18 protein-coding genes are annotated in these 23416 nt (G+C 60.5%); 9 read left to right on the forward strand and 9 right to left on the reverse strand.

Annotated features, from left to right (window positions below; genetic code table 11):
* Nucleotides 1–14: 14 nt before the first annotated feature.
* The 6 genes from MKS85_RS05255 to MKS85_RS05280 form a co-directional block, all read right to left on the reverse strand.
* The gene (locus MKS85_RS05255) at nt 15–1460 is read right to left on the reverse strand and encodes an aldehyde dehydrogenase family protein (RefSeq protein ID WP_047228689.1); all 1446 of its coding nucleotides are present in this window, start codon (nt 1458–1460) and stop codon (nt 15–17) included.
* A gap of 129 nt (nt 1461–1589) precedes the next feature.
* The gene (kdgD, locus tag MKS85_RS05260; protein WP_188250978.1) at nt 1590–2501 is read right to left on the reverse strand and encodes a 5-dehydro-4-deoxyglucarate dehydratase; all 912 of its coding nucleotides are present in this window, start codon (nt 2499–2501) and stop codon (nt 1590–1592) included.
* Nucleotides 2502–2929: 428 nt separating this feature from the next.
* Nucleotides 2930–3676 (reverse strand): FadR/GntR family transcriptional regulator, encoded by a 747-nt coding sequence (locus MKS85_RS05265; protein WP_310662766.1) that lies wholly within the window; start codon nt 3674–3676, stop codon nt 2930–2932.
* A gap of 256 nt (nt 3677–3932) precedes the next feature.
* Nucleotides 3933–5660: an ABC transporter ATP-binding protein/permease gene (locus tag MKS85_RS05270; protein ID WP_188250979.1), complete on the reverse strand. Its 1728-nt coding sequence runs from the start codon at nt 5658–5660 to the stop codon at nt 3933–3935.
* Between the two features lie 93 nt (nt 5661–5753).
* Complete coding sequence (locus MKS85_RS05275; protein WP_047229017.1) at nt 5754–6314, reverse strand: response regulator transcription factor; 561 nt, start codon at nt 6312–6314, stop codon at nt 5754–5756.
* Nucleotides 6307–7569: an ATP-binding protein gene (locus MKS85_RS05280; RefSeq protein WP_047229018.1), complete on the reverse strand. Its 1263-nt coding sequence runs from the start codon at nt 7567–7569 to the stop codon at nt 6307–6309. The genes MKS85_RS05275 and MKS85_RS05280 overlap by 8 nt, the downstream gene beginning before the upstream one ends.
* Before the next feature lie 366 nt (nt 7570–7935).
* Here MKS85_RS05280 and MKS85_RS05285 point away from each other — a divergent pair, with 366 nt between their 5' ends.
* Nucleotides 7936–8652, forward strand: coding sequence for an SIMPL domain-containing protein (locus MKS85_RS05285; RefSeq protein WP_047229019.1), 717 nt, complete (start codon nt 7936–7938; stop codon nt 8650–8652).
* 148 nt (nt 8653–8800) lie between these two features.
* Here the strand turns inward: MKS85_RS05285 and MKS85_RS05290 are convergent, their stop codons facing one another.
* Nucleotides 8801–9184 carry a DUF6124 family protein gene (locus MKS85_RS05290; protein ID WP_107321874.1) on the reverse strand — a complete coding sequence of 128 codons (384 nt, stop codon included), beginning with the start codon at nt 9182–9184 and terminating at the stop codon, nt 8801–8803.
* Nucleotides 9185–10037: 853 nt separating this feature from the next.
* Here MKS85_RS05290 and MKS85_RS05295 point away from each other — a divergent pair.
* The 8 genes from MKS85_RS05295 (at nt 10038) to MKS85_RS05330 (ending at nt 20833) form a co-directional block, all read left to right on the forward strand.
* On the forward strand, nt 10038–11663 hold the full coding sequence (locus MKS85_RS05295; protein ID WP_076383545.1) for an ABC transporter substrate-binding protein: 1626 nt from the start codon (nt 10038–10040) through the stop codon (nt 11661–11663).
* Between the two features lie 380 nt (nt 11664–12043).
* The gene (locus tag MKS85_RS05300; protein WP_047229026.1) at nt 12044–13645 is read left to right on the forward strand and encodes an ABC transporter substrate-binding protein; all 1602 of its coding nucleotides are present in this window, start codon (nt 12044–12046) and stop codon (nt 13643–13645) included.
* A 170-nt stretch (nt 13646–13815) separates the two neighbouring features.
* Nucleotides 13816–15195 carry an OprD family porin gene (locus MKS85_RS05305; protein WP_139049138.1) on the forward strand — a complete coding sequence of 460 codons (1380 nt, stop codon included), beginning with the start codon at nt 13816–13818 and terminating at the stop codon, nt 15193–15195.
* A gap of 75 nt (nt 15196–15270) precedes the next feature.
* Nucleotides 15271–16866 (forward strand): ABC transporter substrate-binding protein, encoded by a 1596-nt coding sequence (locus MKS85_RS05310; protein ID WP_188250982.1) that lies wholly within the window; start codon nt 15271–15273, stop codon nt 16864–16866.
* 74 nt (nt 16867–16940) lie between these two features.
* Nucleotides 16941–17951 (forward strand): ABC transporter permease subunit, encoded by a 1011-nt coding sequence (locus MKS85_RS05315; RefSeq protein WP_047229029.1) that lies wholly within the window; start codon nt 16941–16943, stop codon nt 17949–17951.
* A gap of 11 nt (nt 17952–17962) precedes the next feature.
* Nucleotides 17963–18874, forward strand: coding sequence for an ABC transporter permease subunit (locus tag MKS85_RS05320; RefSeq protein WP_188250983.1), 912 nt, complete (start codon nt 17963–17965; stop codon nt 18872–18874).
* 10 nt (nt 18875–18884) lie between these two features.
* Entirely contained in the window at nt 18885–19853 is a 969-nt protein-coding gene (locus tag MKS85_RS05325) for an ABC transporter ATP-binding protein (protein WP_139049136.1), read from the forward strand.
* A complete protein-coding gene (locus MKS85_RS05330; RefSeq protein WP_047229032.1) occupies nt 19853–20833 on the forward strand; it encodes a peptide ABC transporter ATP-binding protein in 981 nt (326 codons plus the stop codon). The genes MKS85_RS05325 and MKS85_RS05330 overlap by 1 nt, the downstream gene beginning before the upstream one ends.
* Before the next feature lie 198 nt (nt 20834–21031).
* Here the strand turns inward: MKS85_RS05330 and MKS85_RS05335 are convergent, their stop codons facing one another.
* Both MKS85_RS05335 and MKS85_RS05340 read right to left on the reverse strand, forming a co-directional pair.
* Nucleotides 21032–21277 carry a hypothetical protein gene (locus tag MKS85_RS05335; RefSeq protein ID WP_139049135.1) on the reverse strand — a complete coding sequence of 82 codons (246 nt, stop codon included), beginning with the start codon at nt 21275–21277 and terminating at the stop codon, nt 21032–21034.
* A 505-nt stretch (nt 21278–21782) separates the two neighbouring features.
* Nucleotides 21783–23366, reverse strand: a complete 1584-nt coding sequence (locus MKS85_RS05340) for a peptide chain release factor 3 (RefSeq protein WP_047229034.1) — start codon at nt 23364–23366, stop codon at nt 21783–21785.
* Nucleotides 23367–23416: the final 50 nt, after the last annotated feature.

Genomic DNA, 23416 nt, shown 5'->3' on the forward strand with positions numbered 1-23416 from the left:
GGCCGGTGTCGCAATTACGATCCGATGTAAGAAGTTTTCACCACGGTGTAGAACTCTTGCGCATAGCGACCTTGCTCGCGCGAGCCATAGGACGAACCTTTGCGGCCGCCGAACGGTACATGGTAATCCACGCCGGCGGTCGGCAGATTGACCATCACCATGCCCGCCTGGGAATGACGCTTGAAGTGGTTGGCATATTTGAGCGAGGTGGTGGCGATACCGGCGGACAGCCCGAACTCGGTGTCGTTGGCCATCGCCAGCGCCGCTTCATAATCGGCCACACGCACGACGTTGGCCACCGGGCCAAAGATTTCTTCGCGGCTGATGCGCATCGAGGCTTCGCTGTCGGCAAACAGTGTCGGTGCCAGGAAATAACCTTCGGTGTCGCACGTCACCAGGCCGCCACCGCTGACCAGCCGCGCACCTTCGCTCTGGCCGATGTCGATGTACTTCAAGTCCTGGTTGAGCTGGGCTTCGGAAACCACCGGCCCGATATCGGTGCCGGCCTTCAAGGCATGACCGACCTTGATCGACTGCATGCGCTCGGCCATGGCAGCGACGAACTTGTCGTGGATGCCGGCGGTCACGATCAGGCGGCTCGAAGCCGTGCAACGCTGGCCGGTGGAGTAGAACGCGCTCTGCACCGCCAGTTCGACAGCCTGTTTGAGATCGGCGTCGTCGAGGATGACCTGCGGGTTCTTGCCGCCCATCTCCAGTTGCACCTTGGCCTGGCGCGCCACGCAATTGACCGCGATCTGCCGCCCCACGCCCACGGAACCGGTGAAGCTGATACCGTCGACCTTCGGGCTGTTGACCAGGACTTCACCGACCACACGGCCGCTGCCCATCACCAGGTTGAACACACCGGCCGGGAAACCGGCGCGGGAAATGATGTCCGCCAGGGCCCAGGCACAACCTGGCACCAATTCGGCGGGCTTGATCACCACACAGTTGCCGTAGGCCAGCGCCGGGGCGATCTTCCAGGCAGGGATCGCGATCGGGAAGTTCCACGGCGTGATCAAACCGACCACACCCAACGCTTCACGGGTGACTTCGACGTTGACACCCGGGCGCACCGACGGCAGGTAATCGCCCGACAGGCGCAGGCACTCGCCAGCGAAAAACTTGAAAATGTTGCCGGCGCGGGTCACTTCGCCAATGGCTTCGGGCAGGGTCTTGCCCTCCTCCCGGGCCAACAGTTGGCCGAGTTCTTCGCGGCGGGCGAGGATCTCGCTGCCGACTTTGTCCAGCGCATCGTGACGGGCCTGGATGCCCGAGGTCGACCAGGCCGGGAAGGCGGCGCGGGCGGCTTCGATGGCGGCATTGACTTGAGCTGCATCAGCCTTGGCGTATTCACCAATGACATCGGACAAATCAGACGGGTTGATGTTGGTGCAATAGTCGGCACCGGCCACCCACTGACCGTTGATGTAGTTATCGAAACGCTTTGAATCTGCCACGGAGCTACTCCTTCTACAATAGCTGTCTAGGAACGCAGAGCGTCCCTGGCTGCGTGCCCACGCGGAGCGTGGGAACGATCAAGCCTTACGCAAAAAGCCGCTGATTGCTCAGCGGCTTTGTCGGGTCTGTTACTGCTTGCCTTGCTTGTCGATCAGCGCGGCCAGGGCTTCGTATTCTTCCGGCAGCAGGTCGGTCAGCGGCGTACGCACAGGACCTGCGTCGTAGCCGACGATCTTCGCGCCAGCCTTGACGATGCTCACGGCATAACCGGCCTTGCGGTTACGAATGTCCAGGTAAGGCAGGAAGAAGTCGTCGATGATCTTGCCGACGGTCGCGTGATCTTCACGGGCAATGGCGTGGTAGAAATCCATCGCGGTTTTCGGAATGAAGTTGAACACCGCCGAGGAGTAGACCGGCACGCCCAGGGCCTTGTAGGCCGCGGCATAGACTTCTGCGGTCGGCAGGCCGCCCAGGTAGCTGAAACGATCGCCGAGACGACGGCGGATCGACACCATCAGTTCGATATCGCCCAGGCCATCCTTGTAGCCGATCAGGTTCGGGCAGCGCTCGGCCAGTTGCTCCAAGTGCGTGGCGTTCAGGCGGCAGACGTTGCGGTTGTAAACCACCACGCCGATCTTCACCGATTTGCACACGGCTTCAACGTGGGCGGCTACGCCGTCCTGGCTGGCTTCAGTCAGGTAGTGCGGCAGCAGCAACAGGCCCTTGGCGCCCAGACGCTCGGCTTCCTGAGCGTACTCGATGGCCTGGCGGGTAGCACCGCCGACACCGGCGAGGATTGGCACGCTGGTGGCGCAGGTATCAACAGCTGTCTTGATGACTTGCGAATACTCGCTGGCGGCCAGGGAGAAAAACTCACCAGTGCCACCGGCCGCGAAAAGTGCCGAGGCGCCATACGGGGCCAGCCACTCGAGGCGCTTGACGTAGCTGTCGCGATTGAAATCGCCTTGAGCAGTGAAATCGGTGACCGGGAAAGACAGCAGGCCAGACGAGAGGATGGACTTCAGTTCTTGTGGATTCATTATTCGAACACCCTGGACGCAAATGTTGTGTTGTAGGAAACGGTTCAGCTTCAAGAGAAGTTGTAAGTCATCGTACAACTTAAAATACGAACGTCAACTGCATTTCGTCTTTTGTCGGGGGTCAGGTGCGCGGAGTTTGGCGAAAAGCCTTTGAGATCGGGCCTTAGAGGTTTGCTGGCAAACTGAGGAATCTTGCCCTGCGAGGCTGCGGACCGCTCTTCAAGTTGCGGATTAAGGTGTAGGGCTTATTGCACTCGAACCAAACACGGGACCGCTGTGGCGAGGGAGCTTGCTCCCGTTCGACTGCGAAGCAGTCGCCAACCTGTTGAACGGCGATCGACCGAAAGAGCTGAGGGGCCGCTTCGCAGCCCAGCGGGAGCAAGCTCCCTCGCCACGACAGCATCCTTGCCAGCAGAGCAGTGAGCGATTCAGCCCTGCGCTTGCGCCTCTTCATGCGCCTGGCGCAGCCGTTCGCGGCTGTTGGTCAGGTGCAAGCGCATGGCCGCACGGGCCGCGTCGGAGTCCTGGCGGGCGATGGCTTCGTAGATTTCCTCGTGCTCACGGCGCAGGCGATCCATGTAGTGCTGGTGGTCGTCGTGAGCCAGGCGCGCCGAATTCAGCCGGGTGCGCGGGATGATGCTGGTGCCCAGGTGGGTCATGATGTCAGTGAAGTAGCGGTTGCCGGTGGACAGGGCGATTTCCAGGTGGAAGGCGAAGTCCGAGGCCACCGCGTCGCTGGCGTGAGCGGCGCTTTCGTTCAGCGCATCCAGGGCCGCGCGCATCGCAGCCAGTTGCTCGTCGCTGCGGCGCTGGGCTGCAAGGCCTGCCGATTCCACTTCCAGACTGATGCGCAACTCCAGGATCGCCAGCACATCACGCAAGGTGACCACCGTCGCCGGGTCGATGCGAAAGCCGCTCGGGCTGGGCGTGTCCAGCACGAAGGTGCCGATGCCGTGGCGGGTTTCCACCTGGCCGGCGGCCTGCAAACGGGAAATCGCCTCGCGCACCACGGTGCGGCTGACGCCATGGGCTTCCATGATCGCCGACTCGGTGGGCAATTTATCGCCACGCTTGAGCAGACCGTCGCGAATCTGCTCGGTCAACACCGTCACCAGCTCCTGCGCCAGGCTGCGGCGCTTGCGGGGAAGGCGTGGTACGTCGATCGGTCTTTCCATGTGTCTGTGTCTCGGCAAGCGGCTGAATGCGCATCATGATAGCGCAACGTGGTTGTACGATCACCGTGCTCCCTGACGGTCTTGGCAAAGTTTGCCGCCATGCACCGTTGTGGCGAGGGGATTTATCCCCGCTGGGCTGCGGAGCAGCCCTCTTGATCTACCAGCAGATCAATATCGTTGACCTTTGATTTTGAAGGGGCGCTTCGCACCCAACGGGGATAAATCCCCTCGCCACAAAGGTGTTCGACAATGACAATCAGGCGGTTACGGTGCGCTCCACCAGTTGGCCATTTTCGATACGCACATGTCGCGGATGGAACCGTTTCAAACTGCTGCGATGGCCAACGCTGACAATGCTCAGCCCCGGCAACTGGTCAATCAGCGCCTGGTACAGCGTCGCTTCATCTTCTTCGTCCATCGCCGACGTGGCTTCGTCCATATACAACCATTGTGGTGCGTAGAGCAATGCGCGGGCGAACGCCAGGCGTTGCTGCTCGCCGGGCGAAAGCATGCGCTGCCAGTGGTTGGCTTCGTCCAGGCGCGCCACCAGATGCGGCAGGCGACAGGCTTCCAGCACTTGGGCATACCGCTCTGGTGGGTACGTGTCGCCCGGTTGTGGATAACTCAGCGCTTCGCGCAAGGTGCCAATGGGCAGATAGGGTTTTTGCGGCAGGAACAGATAACGCGCCGCGGGCAACCGGATCGCGCCGTGGCCATCCGGCCACAAATGCCCCATTGCCCGGAACAGGGTGGATTTACCGCTGCCCGAACGCCCGCTGAGCATCACCCGCTCGCCCGGTTCGACGGTCATGTCGGTATGGCTGAGCAAATGGCGGCCGTCGGCCAGGTCCAATCCCAGGTTTTGCACTTTCAATGCATGGCCTTGGTTCTGCACATCGATGGCCGGCACGCGGTCTTCGTTGTCGCTCATGGCCTGGCGGAAGCTCAGCAGACGGTCACACGTGGCGCGCCACGCTGCAAGGTCGGTGTACGCGCTGATGAACCAACTGAAATTCTCCTGCACATTGCCGAACGCCGAGTTGATCTGCATAAGCTCGCCCAGCTGGATCTTGCCGGCGAAGTAGCGTGGCGCGGCGACGATGAACGGGAAGATGATCGCAATCTGGCCGTAGCCGGAGGTGAAGAAGGTCAGGCGCTTGGACACCCGCATGATGTCCCAGAAGTTATGCCAGACCAGACCAAAGCGGCCACTCAAGCGGCGGTTCTCGTTGGGTTCGCCGTTGTACAAGGCAATGCTCTCGGCGTTCTCACGCACCCGCACCATGGAAAAACGCAGGTCGGCTTCAAAGCGTTGCTGGTTGTTGTTCAGGCTGATCAAGCGACGACCGATCAGGTGCGTCAGCCAACTGCCCACCGCCGCATACACCAGCGCACACCAGAACATGTAGCCGGGGATGGTGTAGCCAAATACCTGGATGCTGCCCGACACGCCCCACAAAATGATCGAGAACGACACCAGGCTGACCACGGTGCGCAGCAGCCCCAGGCCCAGGCCCAAGGTGTTGCTGGTAAAACTGTTGAGGTCTTCGGAAATCCGCTGGTCCGGGTTATCGGTGTAACCGCCCTGCTCCAGTCGGTAGTAATTCTTGTCATTGAGCCAACGGGCGAAGTGTTTCTCCGTGAGCCAGGCCCGCCAGCGGATGGTGAGCATCTGCGTGAGGTACAAGCGATACACCGCGCCCAGGATCGCCACCGCGGCGATGCCGCAGAAATACAGGATCAACCGCCAGAACGCGACGCTGTCCTTCTCCTGCAAGGCGTTATAGAAATCCTTGTACCAACTGTTGATCCACACCGAAATCGCCACGCTGAACAGCGACAGCACGATGACGGCAATCAACAGCGTCCAGGCCTTGCCCTTCTCCTCACTGCGCCAGTACGGCGTGGTCATTTGCCAGACACGGCGGAAAAACTGCCCGCGCACCGCATCATTGACCGCGGAATATTCAGCGTTCTGATTCATGGTTAAGGCTCTGTAAAGAAAAAAAACTCGGGCCGATCATAGAACAACGGCCCGATTTGCCGCGAGGGTGGACAACATCTGTTCAGCGCAGGTTCAGCGACGCACGGGGCGCTTCTGCAATTTGCGCTGCAAGGTGCGCCGGTGCATGCCCAGGGCGCGGGCAGTGGCGGAAATGTTGCCTTCGTGCTCGGTCAGCACCCGCTGGATGTGCTCCCATTGCAGGCGGTCCACCGACATGGGGTTTTCCGGCACCAGGGTGTCCAGATCGGCGTGTTCGGACAACAGGGCCGCCAGCACATCATCGGCGTCGGCCGGTTTGCACAGGTAATTGCAGGCGCCACGTTTGATCGCCTCCACCGCGGTGGCGATGCTCGAGTAACCGGTGAGGATCACCACGCGCATTTCCGGGTCCAGCTCCAGCAGTTTGGGCAACAGCACCAGGCCCGAGTCGCCGTCCATTTTCAAATCCAGCGCGGCGTAGTCCGGCAGGTCGGCCTGGGCGATGCTCAAGCCCTCCTCGGCGGAACCGGCGGTGCTCACGCGAAAGCCCCGACGGGACATGGCCCGGGCCATGACGCGGGTGAAGGTGGCGTCGTCGTCCACCAGCAACAGATGCGGCAGTTCTTCGCCGTCGACTTGGATCTCGTCACTCATGTTCGTCTCCTCGGTCGGCATGGGGCAGGCGCAGCTCGGTGAGCGTGCCGCCCTCCTCATGGGGGTAGAGTTTCACCGAGCCGCCGGCGCGTGTCACGCTGGCCTTGCTCAAAAACAGGCCCAGGCCGAAACCTTTGCCCTTGGTGGTGTAGAACGGCTTGCCGATTTGCTCGGCAATCGCCAGCGGCACACCGGCGCCATGGTCGCGAATGCTTATGGTCAGCTCGTAGGCATTCCAGTCCAGCGCCACTTCCAGGCCTTCGGGGCAGGCGTCGGCGGCGTTGTTCAACAAGTTGAGCAACGCCTGGGTCAGGTCCGGTGGCGGCGCCATGCGCGGCACCGGTCCTTGACCCAGACGCTGGAAGCGATAACTGGCCTCCGGGCGCATCAGGTGCCAGCGATTCAGGGCCTCGTCGAGCCAGTCGGTGACGTCCTGCATGTCGATGGCCAGCCGGCGGTTGGCCTCGGCGGCACGCACCAGGTACTGCAGGGTTTCCTTGCAGAGCTGGACCTGATCCTGCAATACACCGAGGTCTTCCTGCAGCGCCGGGTCGTGATGATCCTGGCGCATCTCCTTGAGCAGTACGCTCATGGTGGCCAACGGCGTGCCCAACTCATGGGCGGCACCCGCGGCCTGGGTCGCCACGGCCAGCAATTGCTCGTCCCGCAGGCCCTCTTCACGGCGAATGGCCCGCAGCTCTTCTTGACGACGCAACTCTTCGGCCATGCGCGCAGCAAAAAACGTAATGACCGCCGCCGCCAGGGCGAAACTCAGCCACATGCCGTATATCTGCAGGTTTTCCCGGGCAATGGGGAAGGTTTCCAGCGGATAGAAGCGCGCCAGCAACAAGGTGTACAGCGCCAGGGCGATGCCGGACAGGATCAGCGAATACCGCCACGGCAACGTCACCGCGGCGATGGTCAGCGGCACCAGGTAATAGGACACGAAAGGGTTGGTGGAGCCGCCGGAGAAATACAGCAACGCGCTGTGGATAAACAGATCGCAGGCCAGTTGCACGGCGTATTCCAGCTCAGTCACCGGCCACGAGGTGCGCAGGCGGATGGCGGTCAGCGCGCACAGTATCGAAGAGCAGGCCAGGGTGATCGCCAATTGCAGCCACGGCAGCGGCAGCAGCTCGAACCAATAGGCGAGCCCCACGGACCCGGCCTGGGCGGCCAGGACCAGAATGCGGATAAACGTCAGACGCCAGAGGTTCTGGCGAGAGGCGGAAGTCATTTGCAAAGGGGCGAGCATGAGCTCTCCTGATGAGCGCTCCAGGCGGATCGCACGGAGTATAACCAAGGCGCGGCTTGCACAGGCAGCTATGCGGCAAAGCGCCACAGCCCCGAAATGACACACTAACCATTGTGGCGAGGGGATTTATCCCCGCTGGGGCGCGAAGCGGCTCCCAAAATAAGGTCGGGCACCACGCTGAGCTAGATCATGACAATTCTGGGACTGCTGCGCAGTCCAGCGGGGATAAATCCCCTCGCCACAAAAAGCCTCTCACCCGCAATCTGTATAGAAGTTGTAACTGTGCGAACCCGCCCATAAAAGCTAGAGTCTTACCGTTCACGCAGGCCCGGATCTCACCCCTGCGCCTCATCCCAAGGAGCTTTCATGCAAACGTTCAGTCGTCACGCCGCCCTGCTCGCCCTCAGCCTCGGCACCGTCGCCAGCCTGCCGGCCCTGGCCGCCGATGAGCTTCACTACAACCAGATTTCCCTGCGCGCCGAAGCCAGCCAGGAAGTCGCCCGCGACCTGATGATCGTCACCCTCTACACCGAGGAACAAAACACCGACCCGGCCAAACTCGCCGCGGCCGTCACCACCACGCTGAACAAAGCCATCGGCCAGGCCAAGCAGGTCAAGGACATCACCCTGCGCCAGGGCAGCCGTAACAGTTACCCGGTCTACGACAACAAAGGCCAGAAAATCACCGGCTGGCGCGAACGCGCCGAACTGCGCCTGGAAAGCGCCGACTTCGCGGCCCTGTCCAAACTCACTGGCGAGTTACTCACCGACCTGAAAATGGGCGGCATGGACTTCACCATCTCCACCGCCACCCGCCAGACCAGCGAAGACGCCCTGCTCAAGGACGCCGTCAACGCCTTCAAAGCCCGCGCCCAACTGGCCACCGAAGCCCTGGGCGGCAAGGGTTACAAAATCGTCAACCTGAACCTCAACAGCAACGGCTACCCACAGCCCTACATGCGCCCGCAGATGATGATGAAAGCGGCGTCCATGGATGCCGAGTCGGTGACGCCTGAAGTGGAAGCGGGCACCAGCAAAGTGAACATGACGGCGGATGGGGTGGTTGAGGTGTTGATGCAGTAACCCGCCTGATCGTTGCCGATCGTTCCCACGCTCCGCGTGGGAATGCCTCCACGGACGCTCCGCGTTCGGCTTTGGAAAGGGACGCAGAGCGTCCCGGGCTACATTCCCACGCGGAGCATGGGAACGATCAACTTCCGTGGCGAGGGGATCAAGGTGCCGGGCTGGCCGGCACTTCAAGCTGATCCAACGCCTTGTCCACCAGCAACTGACACAACTCCACCAACTGATGAATCCCCAGCGCCACACTTCGCCGCGTGCCCTCCACTTCAAAGGCCAGGTCCTCGGCCATGGCTTTTATCGAGGCCAGGGTTTCGGAGGTGCTGGTCAGCAGCGTGTCGGCGTCGGCTTCCGCTGTGACGGAAAACAGGCTGTCGATGCGCGGATCGGTGCTTGGCTCTGGTTTTTTTGGATTGAGGTAATGATTGAGTGCCCGCTCTGCGGCGGCTCGGTCTTTGAGTAGGTCTTCGATGGAATCGAAATCCGCCAATGGATTTGTTCTGTTGAAGTTCGGTTCAGTCTTTCCTTCGTTCATGTGCATGCTCCTGATGAAATTGGAGCCATCACTTGCCGTTATGGTCGTGAGGCTTACGACCTATTAATTTCGGGTTCCCACTCCCGGTCGCTGAATCGCAGCGACAAGAAAAAGGTTAGAGAGCCCACTTCCGAGCGGCAACCCTAAAAAACTGTGGGATGTTTCGGTTCGGGGCCGGTGATCCTTCCGACACAAATGAATGACTCGTGCCGCTTCGCTTCCTGACGCCGCAAACCCCGTGGCGAGGGAGCTTGCTCCCGCTGGGGCGCGAAGCGGCCCTAAAAACAGCGACGCCATTCATCTGACAAACCGAGGTGTCAGGTTTTGGGCTGCTACGCAGCCCAGCGGGAGCAAGCTCCCTCGCCACGGGTCTGGTGTTCGACGAAGCGTAGGCGTCGGTTGCCGGACCGCCCTCGCGAGCAGGCTCGCTCCCACCATTGGATCGGGGTACAACCGCAAGAAACAGGCCGGCTAGCAGGCCGCCACGTCACCAACCCGAGCTAACCCAGTAGCGCGCAATACACACAAAGGCCGCGTCGATAAACACATAAAGACCCTTGGGTTGCACCCCTCTATCTCGCGGGTTTCATGGGGTGATACCTGCCCCAATGCGGTGCACAAATACCTTCGAGGCGCACAGGAATCGGGCGCGACTTGTATCAGAAACGGCCACGCAAACGATCAAATGCGTCAGAAGTTACACAGATGCGACATTAAGGTACGTTCGTGCCACTGTTTCAGGCCTGTAACCGCTCTGGATCTTGCATTGGGTATGGGGCCTGCATAAGTATCCGCAGGACGACTCACGAGGTCGCCCTCAAATCCAAAAATGACAACAAATCATGAGGCCAACATGCTTAAACACGCGGTCATTCCGTTTTTAGTCGGCGCAGGCTTGTTAGCCAGCGCACCTTTCGCCCATGCGGCGACTAACCTGGTGTTCTGCTCCGAAGGGAGTCCGGCCGGTTTTGACCCTGGTCAGTACACCACCGGAACCGACTTCGACGCCTCTGCAGAAACCATGTTCAACCGCCTGACCCAGTTCGAACGCGGCGGCACCGCTGTGATTCCTGGCCTGGCGACCAAATGGGACATTTCCGAAGACGGCCTCACCTACACCTTCCACTTGCGTGAAGGCGTCAAGTTCCACACCACCCCGTATTTCAAGCCGACTCGTGAATTCAACGCCGACGACGTGCTGTTCACCTTCAATCGCATGATCAGCAAGGATGACCCGTTCCGTAAGGCCTACCCGACCGAATTCCCGTACTTCACCGACATGGGGATGGACACCAACATCACCAAGATCGATAAAGTCGACGACCACACCGTCAAGTTCACCCTCAAGGATGTTGACGCCGCGTTCATCCAGAACATGGCCATGAGCTTCGCCTCGATCCAGTCCGCCGAGTACGCTGCCCAGCTGCTCAAGGAAGGCAAGGCCCCCGACATCAACCAGAAACCGGTCGGCACCGGCCCGTTCGTGTTCAAGAGCTACCAGAAAGACTCCAACATCCGCTACACCGGGAACAAGGACTACTGGAAGCCTGAAGACGTGAAGATCGACAACCTGATCTTCGCCATCACCACCGACCCATCGGTACGTATCCAGAAGCTGAAGAAGAACGAGTGCCAGGTCACCCTCTTCCCACGCCCAGCCGACCTCAAGGCGCTGAAGGAAGACAAGGCACTGAAGATGCCTGACCAGGCGGGTTTCAACCTGGGCTACATCGCTTACAACGTGATGGACAAGATCAAGGGCAGCAACGAGCCGAACATTCTGGCCGACCTGAAAGTTCGCCAGGCGCTGGACATGGCGGTCAACAAGCCACAGATCATCGATTCGGTCTACCAGGGCGCTGGTCAACTGGCGGTCAACGCCATGCCGCCGACCCAATGGTCCTACGACACCACCATCAAGGACGCCAAGTACGACCCTGAGAAAGCCAAGACGCTGCTCAAGGAAGCCGGCGTCAAGGAAGGCACCAACATCACCCTGTGGGCGATGCCGGTACAGCGTCCGTACAACCCGAACGCCAAGCTGATGGCTGAAATGCTGCAGTCCGACTGGAAGAAGATCGGCCTGAACGTCAACATCGTCAGCTACGAATGGGGCGAGTACATCAAGCGCTCCAAGGGCGGCGAGAACCAGGCCATGATCATTGGCTGGAGCGGTGACAACGGTGACCCGGACAACTGGCTCAACGTGCTGTTCGGCTGCGACTCGCTGGCCGGTAACAACTTCTCCAAATGGTGCGACAAGAAGTTCGACGACCTCGTCAAGCAGGCCAAGCGCACGACCGACCAGGCCAAGCGCACCGAACTGTACAAACAGGCGCAACACGTCCTCAAGGACGCTGTGCCGATGACACCTATCGCTCACTCGACGGTGTATCAACCCATGCGCGCCAATGTGCAGGACTTCAAGATCAGCCCGTTTGGCTTGAACTCCTTCTACGGCGTCAGCGTCAGCAAATAAAGTGACCTGTGGCGAGGGAGCTTGCTCCCGCTGGGCTGCGTAGCAGCCCCTTTTTAAGCGCGATGGCGGTGTACCAACAACGCCATCGCGAGCAGGGCTCGCTCCCACGGCATACCGTTGCTTTAGGCCAAGACTCAGGAAAACGCCTACATCCAAAAGCACTGCGTACCACAGCAGCTGGTTTAGGACGTATCGCCTTTTCCCACAAGTCTTTCAGGCGTTACGCATTTACTGCCTGGCCCGCGGCCCATACCGTCGGGAGCCAGGTCGATCTGCTGGCGCTGCGGCATCGCTGTTCGCAATGGATTGAACTCAGTGCCCGGACAGGTCCTGCACGGGCGCCGGTCACTGTTAAACACCCCATAGAGAGAGGGAGCGTCATGCGCCATACCTTGGTTTTATCCGCATTGCTGGGCACCGGCCTGCTGGCCGCCACTTCCATGGCCCAGGCCGCCGGCGGCAGTCTGGTGTTCTGCTCCGAAGGCAGCCCCGCCGGTTTCGACACCGCGCAATACACCACCGCCACTGACAACGATGCCGCCGAACCGCTGTACAACCGCCTGGCCGAGTTTGAAAAGGGCGCGACCAACGTCGTACCTGGTCTGGCGACTAGCTGGGACATTTCCGAAGACGGCCTGAAATACACCTTTCACCTGCGCGAAGGGGTGAAGTTTCATACCACCGATTACTTCACGCCGACCCGGGATTTCAACGCCGACGACGTGCTGTTCACCTTCAACCGCATGCTTGACCCGCAGCACCCCTTCCGTAAGGCCTACCCGACCGAGTTTCCATACTTCAACGGCATGAGCCTGAACAAGAACATCGCCAAGGTCGAGGCCACCGGGCCGCTGACCGTGGTCATGACGCTCAACAGTGTGGACGCCGCGTTCATCCAGAATATCGCCATGAGTTTCGCCGCGATCCTGTCGGCCGAATACGCCGATCAGTTGCTCAAGACCGGCAAGCCCAGCGACATCAACCAGAAGCCGATCGGCACCGGGCCGTTCGAGTTCAAGAGCTACCAGAAAGACTCCAACATCCGCTATGTCGCCAACAAACAGTACTGGGCGCCGGAGCGGGTCAAGCTGAACAACCTGATCTTCTCCATCAACACCGATGCCTCGGTACGGGTGCAAAAACTCAAGGCCAACGAATGCCAGGTCACCCTGCATCCACGTCCAGCCGATGTGCCGGCCTTGAAGAACGACCCGAAACTGCAACTGATCGAGAAACCCGGTTTCAACCTCGGCTACATCGCCTATAACACCCGTCACAAACCGTTCGACCAGGTCGAAGTGCGCCGGGCGCTGGACATGGCGGTGAACAAGCAGAGCATCCTCAACGCCGTGTACCAGGGCGCAGGGCAACTGGCGGTCAACGCCATGCCGCCGACCCAGTGGTCTTACGACGATACGATCAAGGACACCGCCTACAACCCGGAAAAAGCCAAAGAGTTGCTCAAGGCTGCCGGGGTCAAGGAAGGCACCGAAATCACCCTCTGGGCCATGCCGGTCCAACGCCCGTACAACCCCAACGCCAAGCTGATGGCCGAAATGCTTCAGGCCGACTGGGCGAAAATCGGCCTGAAGGTGAAGATCGTCAGCTATGAATGGGGCGAATACATCAAGCGCACCAAGAACGGCGAGCACGATGTCAGCCTGATCGGCTGGACCGGTGACAACGGGGACCCGGACAACTGGCTGGGCACGCTGTACAGCTGCGATGCCATTGGCGGCAACAACTACTCCATGTGGTGTGATCAGGACTACGACAAGCTGATCAAGCAGGCCAAGGTCGTCACCGATCGCGACCAGCGCACCGTGCTCTACAAACAGGCCCAGCAATTGCTCAAGCAGCAAGTGCCGATCACCCCTGTCGCTCACTCGACGGTCAACCAGCCGCTGAGCGCCAAAGTCGAAGGGTTCAAGGTCAGCCCCTTCGGTCGCAACGTATTCTCGGGCGTCAGCCTGAACCCATAACTGATTAGCCATACAGCAGGGCCCCATTTGGGGCCCTCACGTAGACGTCTTGCCGAAATTCACCGTTCAGGCGTGGTGCAAACGTTTGCGAAGCCAAGATGAGTTGTAAAAACCGATAGCCGTATCACTAAAAAAGACCGGCATTAAAAGAAAGAAAAGGAGCGTTACCCATGAAACTTAGCAGCACCGCGTTACTGGCCTTGGCCATCAGCAGCGTCACCGCCACGGCGTACGCAGAATCGCAGAGCCAGGCGTTCAATCCGGTGACCGTCAAGACCACCAGCGCTCAATCCGAAGCCACCGGTTTCGTAGAAGGACAGTCGGTCAGTGGCAGCACTCGCAACTGGTATTCGAACGAATTGCGACGCCGCGGCGGCGCCTTCAGCTACACGCGCGACGGCGTTACACACAGCGATTCGCGCCGTACCAACTGGGTTCAGGGCACCATCCTGAACTACACCTCCGGCTTCACCCAAGGCACCGTTGGCTTCAGCACCGAAGTCGCGGCCTATAACGCTATCGCGTTGCTTGGTGATCACGATGACATCATGGGCGGTTCCAACCGTACCCTGGCGCACTCCGACGGCGACGCCGTCGACCAGTGGAGCAAACTGGGCCTGGCGAACGTCAAGGCGCGGGTTTCCAACACCACCCTGACCGCCGGTCGTCAAAACTTCAGCAGCCCGATGGTCGACGTCATCGGTAACCGTGCCCTGCCTTCGAGCTTCCAGGGCGTGAGCTTGCACAGCGAAGAACTGGAAAACCTGGCATTCGACGTCGCGACCTTCGACCGCAATTCTCCACGTACCGAGCAAAGCCTCGCCAAGTTCCGCTCCGAATACGGCAGCTCCTCGGCCGAAGCTGATCATGTGAACACCGCCGGTATCACCTACCAGCCGTTCGCCAGCCTCACCACCAGCCTGTGGGGCACCCAGGCCGAAGACCTGTGGAACCAATACTACTTCGGCGCCAGCCACGTATTGGGCGACAGCTCGGTGCTCAGCCTGACCACCGGCCTGAACTACTACAGGACCGTGGATTCGGGCAAAAGCAAACTGGGTGATATCGACAACAATACCTACTCCCTGTCGTTTGGCCTGACTCACCAAGCCCACAGCCTGACGTTCTCGTACCAGGAAGTGGACGGTAACGAGTACTTCGACTACCTGCACGAAACCAACGGCATCTACCTGGCCAACTCCCTGCTGTCGGACTTCAACGGCCCGAACGAGAAGTCCTTCCAGATCGCCTATGGCCTGAATATGGCTGAATACGGCGTGCCAGGCCTGAAATTCAACATCTATCAGGCTCGCGGCTGGGGCATCGACGGTACGCATTACAACAGCACCGGCTATACCGATGTGAGAGCCATGGACGGTGAACATCACTACGAATACGGCATCGGTGCGTCTTACGCCGTACAAAGCGGCCCACTGAAAGCCACCGCGGTACGCGCGACCTACACCACGCACCGCGCCAGCGAAAACCAGGCCGACGGCAGCCTCAACGAATTCCGCCTGGTCACCACCATCCCGTTCAACATTCTCTAAACCATCCACCGAACGGCCGACTCACAAGGTCGGTCGTTCGGTTTTTGCCATTGAACCGATTGCAGAGGATTGCCGATGAACATGAATCCCCTACGCGCAGCCATCGCCGCTGCGTTGCTGAGTGTCGCCGTAGGCGCCACGGCCAAACCCCTGGTGGTTTGTACAGAAGCCAGCCCGGAAGGCTTCGACATGGTCCAGTACACGACTGCAGTCACTGCCGATGCCGTGGCAGAAACCATTTTCAATCGCCTGGCCGACTTCAAGCCCGGCACCACCGAAGTGATTCCGGCCCTGGCCGAATCCTGGGACATCAGTGACGACGGCCTGACGTACACGTTTCATCTGCGCAAAGGCGTCAAATTCCACACCACCGATTATTTCAAGCCGACCCGCGACATGAATGCCGACGACGTGGTCTGGAGTTTTCAGCGCCAGCTGGACCCGAATCATCCCTGGCACAAGCTGTCGAGCGTAGGCTTCCCCTACTTTGAAAGCATGGGCTTCAAAGAGCTGCTCAAGAGCGTCGAGAAAGTCGACGAGCACACAGTCAAGTTCAGCCTGACCCGCCGCGAAGCGCCATTTCTGGCGGACATCGCCATGGCCTTCTCCTCGATCTACCCGGCCGAATACGCCGACCAGTTGCTCAAGGCAAACAAGACCGGCGACCTCAACAGCAAGCCGATCGGCACCGGCCCGTTCATTTTCCAGCGCTACAACAAGGATGCCCAGGTTCGTTTCAAGGCCAACCCGGACTACTTCCGTGGCAAGCCACCGGCCGATGCGCTGATCCTGGCCATCGCCACCGACAACAACGTGCGCATGCAAAAGCTCAAGACCAACGAGTGCCAGATCGCGCTGTATCCAAAACCCGATGACATCCCCAGCATCAAGAAAGACCCGAACCTGAAGGTGGCGGAACTGGACGCGATGACCGTTTCCTACACCGCCCTGAATACCAGCCACAAATACATGAGCGATGTGCGGGTGCGCAAAGCCATCGACCTGGCCTTCGACAAGGAAGCCTACGTCAACGCGCTGTTCGGCAAGGGCAACGCCACCGTGGCGGTCAACCCGTACCCACCGACGCTGCTGGGCTTCAATCATGATTTGAAAAATCCGCCCCGGGACCTGGACAAAGCCCGTCAACTGCTCAAGGAAGCCGGCGTACCTGAAGGCACCGTGTTCACCCTGTTCACCCGTAACGGCGGCGGCCCGACCAACCCCAACCCGATGCTCGGCGCGCAGATGATGCAGGCCGACCTGGCCAAAGTCGGGATCAAGGTCGACATCCGCGTGATGGAGTGGGGCGAAATGCTCAAGCGCGCCAAGAACGGCGAGCACGACATGGTTTCCGCCGGATGGGCGGGCGATAACGGCGACCCGGATAACTTCCTGACGCCTATGCTCAGTTGCGAAGCGGCCAAGAACGGCGAAAACTACGCGCGCTGGTGCAACGAGCAATTCCAGGCGCTGATCGACCAGGCCCGCGCCACAGTGAACCCCGAGGAGCGCACCAAGCTCTATGAACAGGCTCAGGTGCTTTTCAACCAGGACCAGCCGTGGATCAGCATGGCCCACACCCGAATGTTTACCGCAATGCGCAAGAACGTAGAGGGTTATGTGATTAGCCCGCTTACGACCAATAACTTCGCCACCACCCAGGTGAAGTAGATAAGAAAACGCCCGGCAACTCTTACCCAGGAGCTGTCGGGCACGCCTAACCGGCTGATGAGGTACACCTTAAGATGTTTAGTTTTATTGCCCGCCGACTGGGATTATTGATCCCCACGTTCTTCGGCATCACCTTGCTGACATTCGCGTTGATTCGCATGATCCCCGGCGACCCCGTGGAAGTGATGATGGGCGAACGTCGGGTCGATCCCGAAATGCACGCTCAGGCAATGGAACGCCTTGGCCTGAACAAACCGCTGTATGCCCAGTACCTGGACTACATCGGCAAACTGGCCCAGGGCGATCTCGGCGAATCGCTGCGCACCCGCGAAAGCGTCTGGACCGAGTTCAGTTCCCTGTTTCCCGCGACCCTGGAGCTGTCCATGGCCGCCCTGTTGTTCGCCGGTATCCTGGGCCTTTTGGCCGGGGTGATCGCGGCACTCAAGCGAGGATCCCTGTTCGACCACGGGGTGATGGGCATCTCCCTGGCGGGGTATTCGATGCCGATCTTCTGGTGGGGCCTGATCCTGATCATGTTCTTCTCGGTGTCCCTGGGCTGGACGCCGGTGTCGGGACGGATCGACCTGCTCTACGACATCGAGCCGAAAACCGGCTTCATGCTGATCGACACGCTGCTGGCCGATGAGCCGGGTGCGTTCCTCGACGCCCTGCACCACCTGATCCTGCCGGCCATCGTGCTGGGCACTATTCCGCTGGCGGTGATCGCCCGCATGACCCGCTCCTCGATGCTCGAAGTGCTGCGCGAAGACTATATCCGCACCGCGCGCGCCAAGGGCCTGTCGCCTTCGCGCGTGGTATTCGTGCATGGCCTGCGCAACGCGCTGATCCCGGTGCTGACCGTGGTCGGCCTGCAAGTCGGCACACTGCTGGCCGGTGCGGTGCTGACCGAAACGATCTTCTCCTGGCCGGGCATCGGCAAGTGGCTGATCGAAGCCATCGGCGCCCGGGACTATCCCGTGGTGCAGAACGGCATCCTGTTAATCGCCTGCCTGGTGATTCTGGTCAACTTCGTCGTGGACGTGCTCTACGGCTTTGCCAACCCACGTATCCGTCACCAGCGCTGAGATCAAAAACCATGAGTACTCCAACTACCTCGGTAGCAGTCGATCAAAGCCTGCTGTACCCGTCCCCCTACAAAGAATTCTGGCAGGCGTTTTCCCGCAACAAGGGCGCCGTGGCCGGGCTGATGTTCATGACCCTGATCGTGTTCTGCGCGCTCTTCGCCCCGTGGGTCGCCCCCCATGACCCGAGCGAACAATACCGCGACTTTTTGCTGACACCGCCGGTCTGGCTCGAAGGCGGTCAGATGCAATTTTTGCTGGGCACCGACGAACTGGGGCGCGATTTGCTGTCGCGGCTGATCCAGGGCTCGCGTCTGTCGCTGCTGATCGGCTTGTCGTCGGTAGTGATGTCGCTGATCCCGGGCATCCTGCTGGGACTGTTCGCCGGGTTCTTCCCGCGCCTGCTCGGCCCGACCATCATGCGTTTGATGGACATCATGCTCGCCCTGCCCTCGCTGCTGTTGGCCGTGGCGATTGTCGCCATCCTCGGCCCTGGCCTGATCAACACCGTGATCGCCATCGCCATCGTGTCGCTGCCGTCCTACGTGCGCCTGACCCGCGCCGCGGTGATGGGCGAACTCAACCGTGACTACGTGACCGCCGCCCGCCTCGCCGGTGCCGGCCTGCCGCGCCTGATGTTCATCACCGTGCTGCCCAACTGCATGGCGCCGCTGATCGTGCAGGCAACCTTGAGCTTTTCCTCGGCGATCCTCGACGCCGCCGCCCTGGGCTTCCTCGGCCTTGGCGTCCAGCCGCCCACCCCGGAGTGGGGCACCATGCTGGCCTCGGCCCGAGACTACATCGAACGCGCCTGGTGGGTGGTGAGCCTGCCTGGCTTGACCATTTTGCTCAGCGTGCTGGCAATCAACCTGATGGGCGACGGTTTGCGCGATGCGCTGGACCCGAAACTCAAGAATGCCGCCTGAGGAGATTCCCATGTCACTGCTAGAAATCAAGAATCTCAACGTTCGCTTCGGCGACGCCACCGCCGTGCCGGTGGTCGACGGCCTGGACCTGAGCGTGGAAAAGGGTGAAGTACTGGCCATCGTCGGTGAATCAGGCTCGGGTAAATCCGTGACCATGATGGCGCTGATGGGGCTGATCGAGCACCCTGGCATCGTCACCGCCGACGCGCTGAACTTCGATGGCAAGAACATGCTCAAGCTGAGCAACCGCCAGCGTCGGCAGATCGTCGGCAAGGACCTGGCGATGGTGTTCCAGGACCCGATGACCGCGCTCAACCCCAGCTACACAGTGGGTTTCCAGATCGAAGAAGTGCTGCGCCTGCACCTGAAGATGTCCGGCAAGGCCGCCCGTCAGCGCGCCATCGAACTGCTGGAGAAAGTCGAAATCCCGGGCGCCGCCAGCCGCATGAACGCCTACCCGCACCAACTGTCCGGCGGCATGAGCCAGCGTGTGGCGATTGCCATGGCCATTGCCGGCGAGCCGAAACTGTTGATCGCCGACGAACCGACCACCGCCCTCGACGTGACCATTCAGGCGCAAATCATGGACCTGCTGCTGGCCCTGCAGAAAGAGCAGAACATGGGTCTGGTGCTGATCACCCATGACCTGGCCGTGGTGGCTGAAACCGCCCAGCGCGTGTGCGTGATGTACGCCGGCCAGGCGGTGGAAGTGGGCAAGGTCCCGGAGCTGTTCGACATCCCGGCCCACCCGTACAGCGAAGCACTGCTGGCGGCGATTCCGGAACACAGCATGGGCGCCGAGCGCCTGGCGACGCTGCCAGGTATCGTCCCCGGTCGCTACGACCGTCCGCAGGGCTGCCTGCTGTCGCCGCGCTGCCCGTATGTGCAGGACAACTGCCGTCAGCAGCGCCCCAACCTTGACCCGAAAGCCGCCAGCCTCGTCCGCTGCTTCTACCCGTTGAACCAGGAGGTGGCGTGATGGCCGTCGTACTTACCGCCCGTGACCTGACCCGTCATTACGAAGTGTCCCGTGGCATGTTCAAGGGCCATGCCACCGTACGTGCCCTCAACGGTGTGTCGTTCGAACTGGAGGCCGGCAAGACGCTCGCCGTGGTGGGTGAATCCGGTTGCGGCAAATCCACCCTCGCCCGGGCCCTGACGCTCATCGAGGAACCGTCCACCGGCTCCCTGAAGATCGCCGGCCAGGAAGTGGCCGGGGCGAACAAGGCCGAGCGCAAGCAGTTGCGCAAAGACGTGCAGATGGTGTTCCAGAGCCCGTACGCGTCCCTCAACCCTCGGCAGAAAGTCGGTGATCAACTGGCCGAGCCCTTGCTCATCAACACCAACCTGTCGGCCACCGAGCGGCGGGAGAAAGTCCAGGCGATGATGAAGCAGGTGGGCCTGCGCCCCGAGCATTACCAGCGCTACCCGCACATGTTCTCCGGCGGCCAACGCCAGCGCATCGCCCTGGCCCGCGCCATGATGCTGCAACCCAAGGTGCTGGTGGCGGACGAACCGACATCGGCGCTGGACGTGTCGATCCAGGCCCAGGTGCTGAACCTGTTCATGGATCTGCAGCAGGAGTTCAACACCGCTTACGTGTTTATCTCCCACAACCTGGCGGTGGTGCAGCACGTGGCCGACGACGTGATGGTGATGTATCTCGGCCGTCCGGTGGAAATGGGCCCTAACGAGTCCATCTACAGCCGTCCGCTGCACCCGTACACCCAGGCGCTGCTGTCGGCCACCCCGACCATCCACCCGGACCCGAACAAGCCGAAGATCAAGATCGTCGGCGAACTGCCCAACCCGCTCGACCCACCGTCCGGCTGCGCCTTCCACAAGCGCTGTCCGTATGCGACCGAGCGCTGCCAGACCGAAGAACCGGCCCTGCGGTTGCTGGATAACCGGCAGGTGGCCTGTCACTACGCCGAGCAATTCCTCGACGGCGCGGCGTAAACCAAAAGGCAATACAGCACTTGTGGCGAGGGAGCTTGCTCCCGATGGACTGCGCAGCAGTCCTGAAAAACAGGGCCGCTTCGCGCCCCAGCGGGAGCAAGCTCCCTCGCCACGCGTAATGCATCTGCGAACATGAAAAACCCCTGCTGCCCGGTCAAATATAGGATCGGGCAGCAGGGGTTTTTTGTTGTCTGAACCCTACGTCTGGCTATCACCCTCACCACCATCATCGGCATCCGGGTCATCATCAATCGTCGAATCGTCATCATCCTGATCGCCGGGTTGCTGTTCTTCATTGGCGGCAAGCATCAATTCGCCCTGCGCCACGTGTCCGTTCGCCGCTTGTTTTTCATGCTCATCGCACTCGGCCCAAGCCGCTGACGAACCGAGGGACAGCATCAGCAAAACCTTCAACAAAATCATCGCGCGTAGAAATGCGTTCATAGCCGATTCCTTTTTTTCTCTGGTTAAAGCCCAAGCCTGACGGCGTTCAAGAAACGCTGCTCCTGAACGGTCGGTTCCTCAGATAAGACGCCTATGTACAGGCAGAAATGCCGTCCGCTGACAGAATGGTTTCGCATAACGTTTATCCCGAACGGTTATGAACTGAGCCTACTTACCAACCCACCCCAGAAACCTTGTGGGAGCAAGGCTTGCCCGCGATGGCGAAGGCACATTCAACACCCCCGCAAGCTGACCCACCGCTATCGCGAGCAAGCTTTGCTCCCACAGAGTGATATGTGCCGAACACATTTTTTTGCCCGCTGAAGTTCCTGTGTGGGAGCGAGCCTGCTCGCGATGGCGGTGGGTCAGCAGCTTTGAGATTGACTGACACTGCGCCATCGCGAGCACGCTCGCTCCCACCGGGGGTTGGTGGTGCCCAGTCGTTAAGTGGAAATAAAAAACCCCGCAGCTTTCGGTGCGGGGTTCTGGGTGTAAAGCTCAGCGCTTAGTGATGCTCACGCGTCGCACGGAAGTTCACATCCGGCCAGCGCTCTTCCATCAGCGCCAGGTTGACCCGGGTCGGGGCCAGGTAGGTCAGGTGACCGCCGCCATCCAAGGCGAGGTTTTCCACGGCCTTGTTGGAAAACTCTTCGAATTTCTTCTTGTCGCCACATTCGACCCAACGAGCGGAGTACACGGTGATCGGCTCGTAGGAGCACTCGACCTTGTATTCCTCCTTCAAACGGCTGGCGACGACGTCGAACTGCAGCACACCGACAGCGCCGAGGATGATGTCGTTGCTGCGGGTCGGGAAGAACACCTGGGTGGCGCCTTCCTCGGCCAGTTGCTGGAGGCCCTGGCGCAGTTGCTTGGACTTGAGCGGGTCTTTCAGGCGCACGCGGCGGAACAGTTCCGGGGCGAAGTGCGGGATGCCGGTAAAACCCAGGGCTTCGCCTTCGGTGAAGGTGTCGCCGATCTGGATGGTGCCGTGGTTATGCAGGCCGATGATGTCACCGGCAAAGGCTTCTTCCAGTTGCTCGCGTTCCGAGGAGAAGAACGTCAGGGCATCGCCGATGCGTACGTCCTTGCCGGTGCGCACGTGGCGCATCTTCATGCCTTTTTCGTATTTGCCCGAGCAGATGCGCATGAAGGCGATGCGGTCGCGGTGCTTGGGGTCCATGTTCGCCTGGATCTTGAACACGAAGCCGGTGAACTTCTCTTCCACCGGCTCCACGGTGCGCTCGTTGGCGACGCGGGCCAGCGGGCGCGGCGCCCAATCGACAACGGCGTCGAGCACATGGTCGACACCGAAGTTGCCCAACGCCGTACCGAAGAACACCGGGGTCAGTTGGCCGTCGAGGAATTCCTGCTGGTCGAACTCATGGCAGGCGCCTTGCACCAGCTCCAGTTGCTCGACAAAACGGTCGTACTCGTCGCCCAGGTGGGCGCGGGCTTCGTCGGAGTCGAGCTTCTCGATGATTTTGGTTTCGGTGCGTTCATGACCATGCCCGGCGGTGTAGACGATGATGTAATCGTCGGCCAGGTGGTACACGCCCTTGAAGTCGCGATAGCAGCCGATCGGCCAGGTGATCGGCGCGGCCTTGATCTTCAGGACCGCTTCGATCTCGTCGAGCAGTTCGATCGGGTCGCGGATGTCACGGTCGAGTTTGTTGATGAAGCTGACGATCGGCGTGTCCCGCAGACGGCAGACATCCATCAGGGCGATGGTCCGTGGCTCGACGCCTTTACCGCCGTCGAGGACCATCAGCGCCGAGTCCACCGCCGTGAGGGTGCGGTAGGTGTCTTCGGAGAAGTCTTCGTGGCCCGGGGTGTCGAGCAGGTTGATCATGTGATCGCGATACGGGAACTGCATGACCGACGTGGTAATGGAAATACCCCGCTGTTTTTCCATTTCCATCCAGTCGGAGGTGGCATGGCGGTCGGACTTGCGAGATTTCACCGTGCCGGCTACCGCAATCGCCTTGCCCATCAGCAAGAGCTTTTCGGTGATGGTGGTCTTACCGGCATCGGGGTGGGAAATAATGGCGAAAGTGCGGCGTTTCGCGACTTCGGCGGCCTGTTTGGTCATGGGAAATCGCCTGGCAGGTGATTCAAAAAAGGGCGGCGATTATAGCTCAA

The organism is Pseudomonas sp. JL2 (genome assembly GCF_031570495.1).
Lineage (GTDB): Bacteria > Pseudomonadota > Gammaproteobacteria > Pseudomonadales > Pseudomonadaceae > Aquipseudomonas > Aquipseudomonas rhizophila.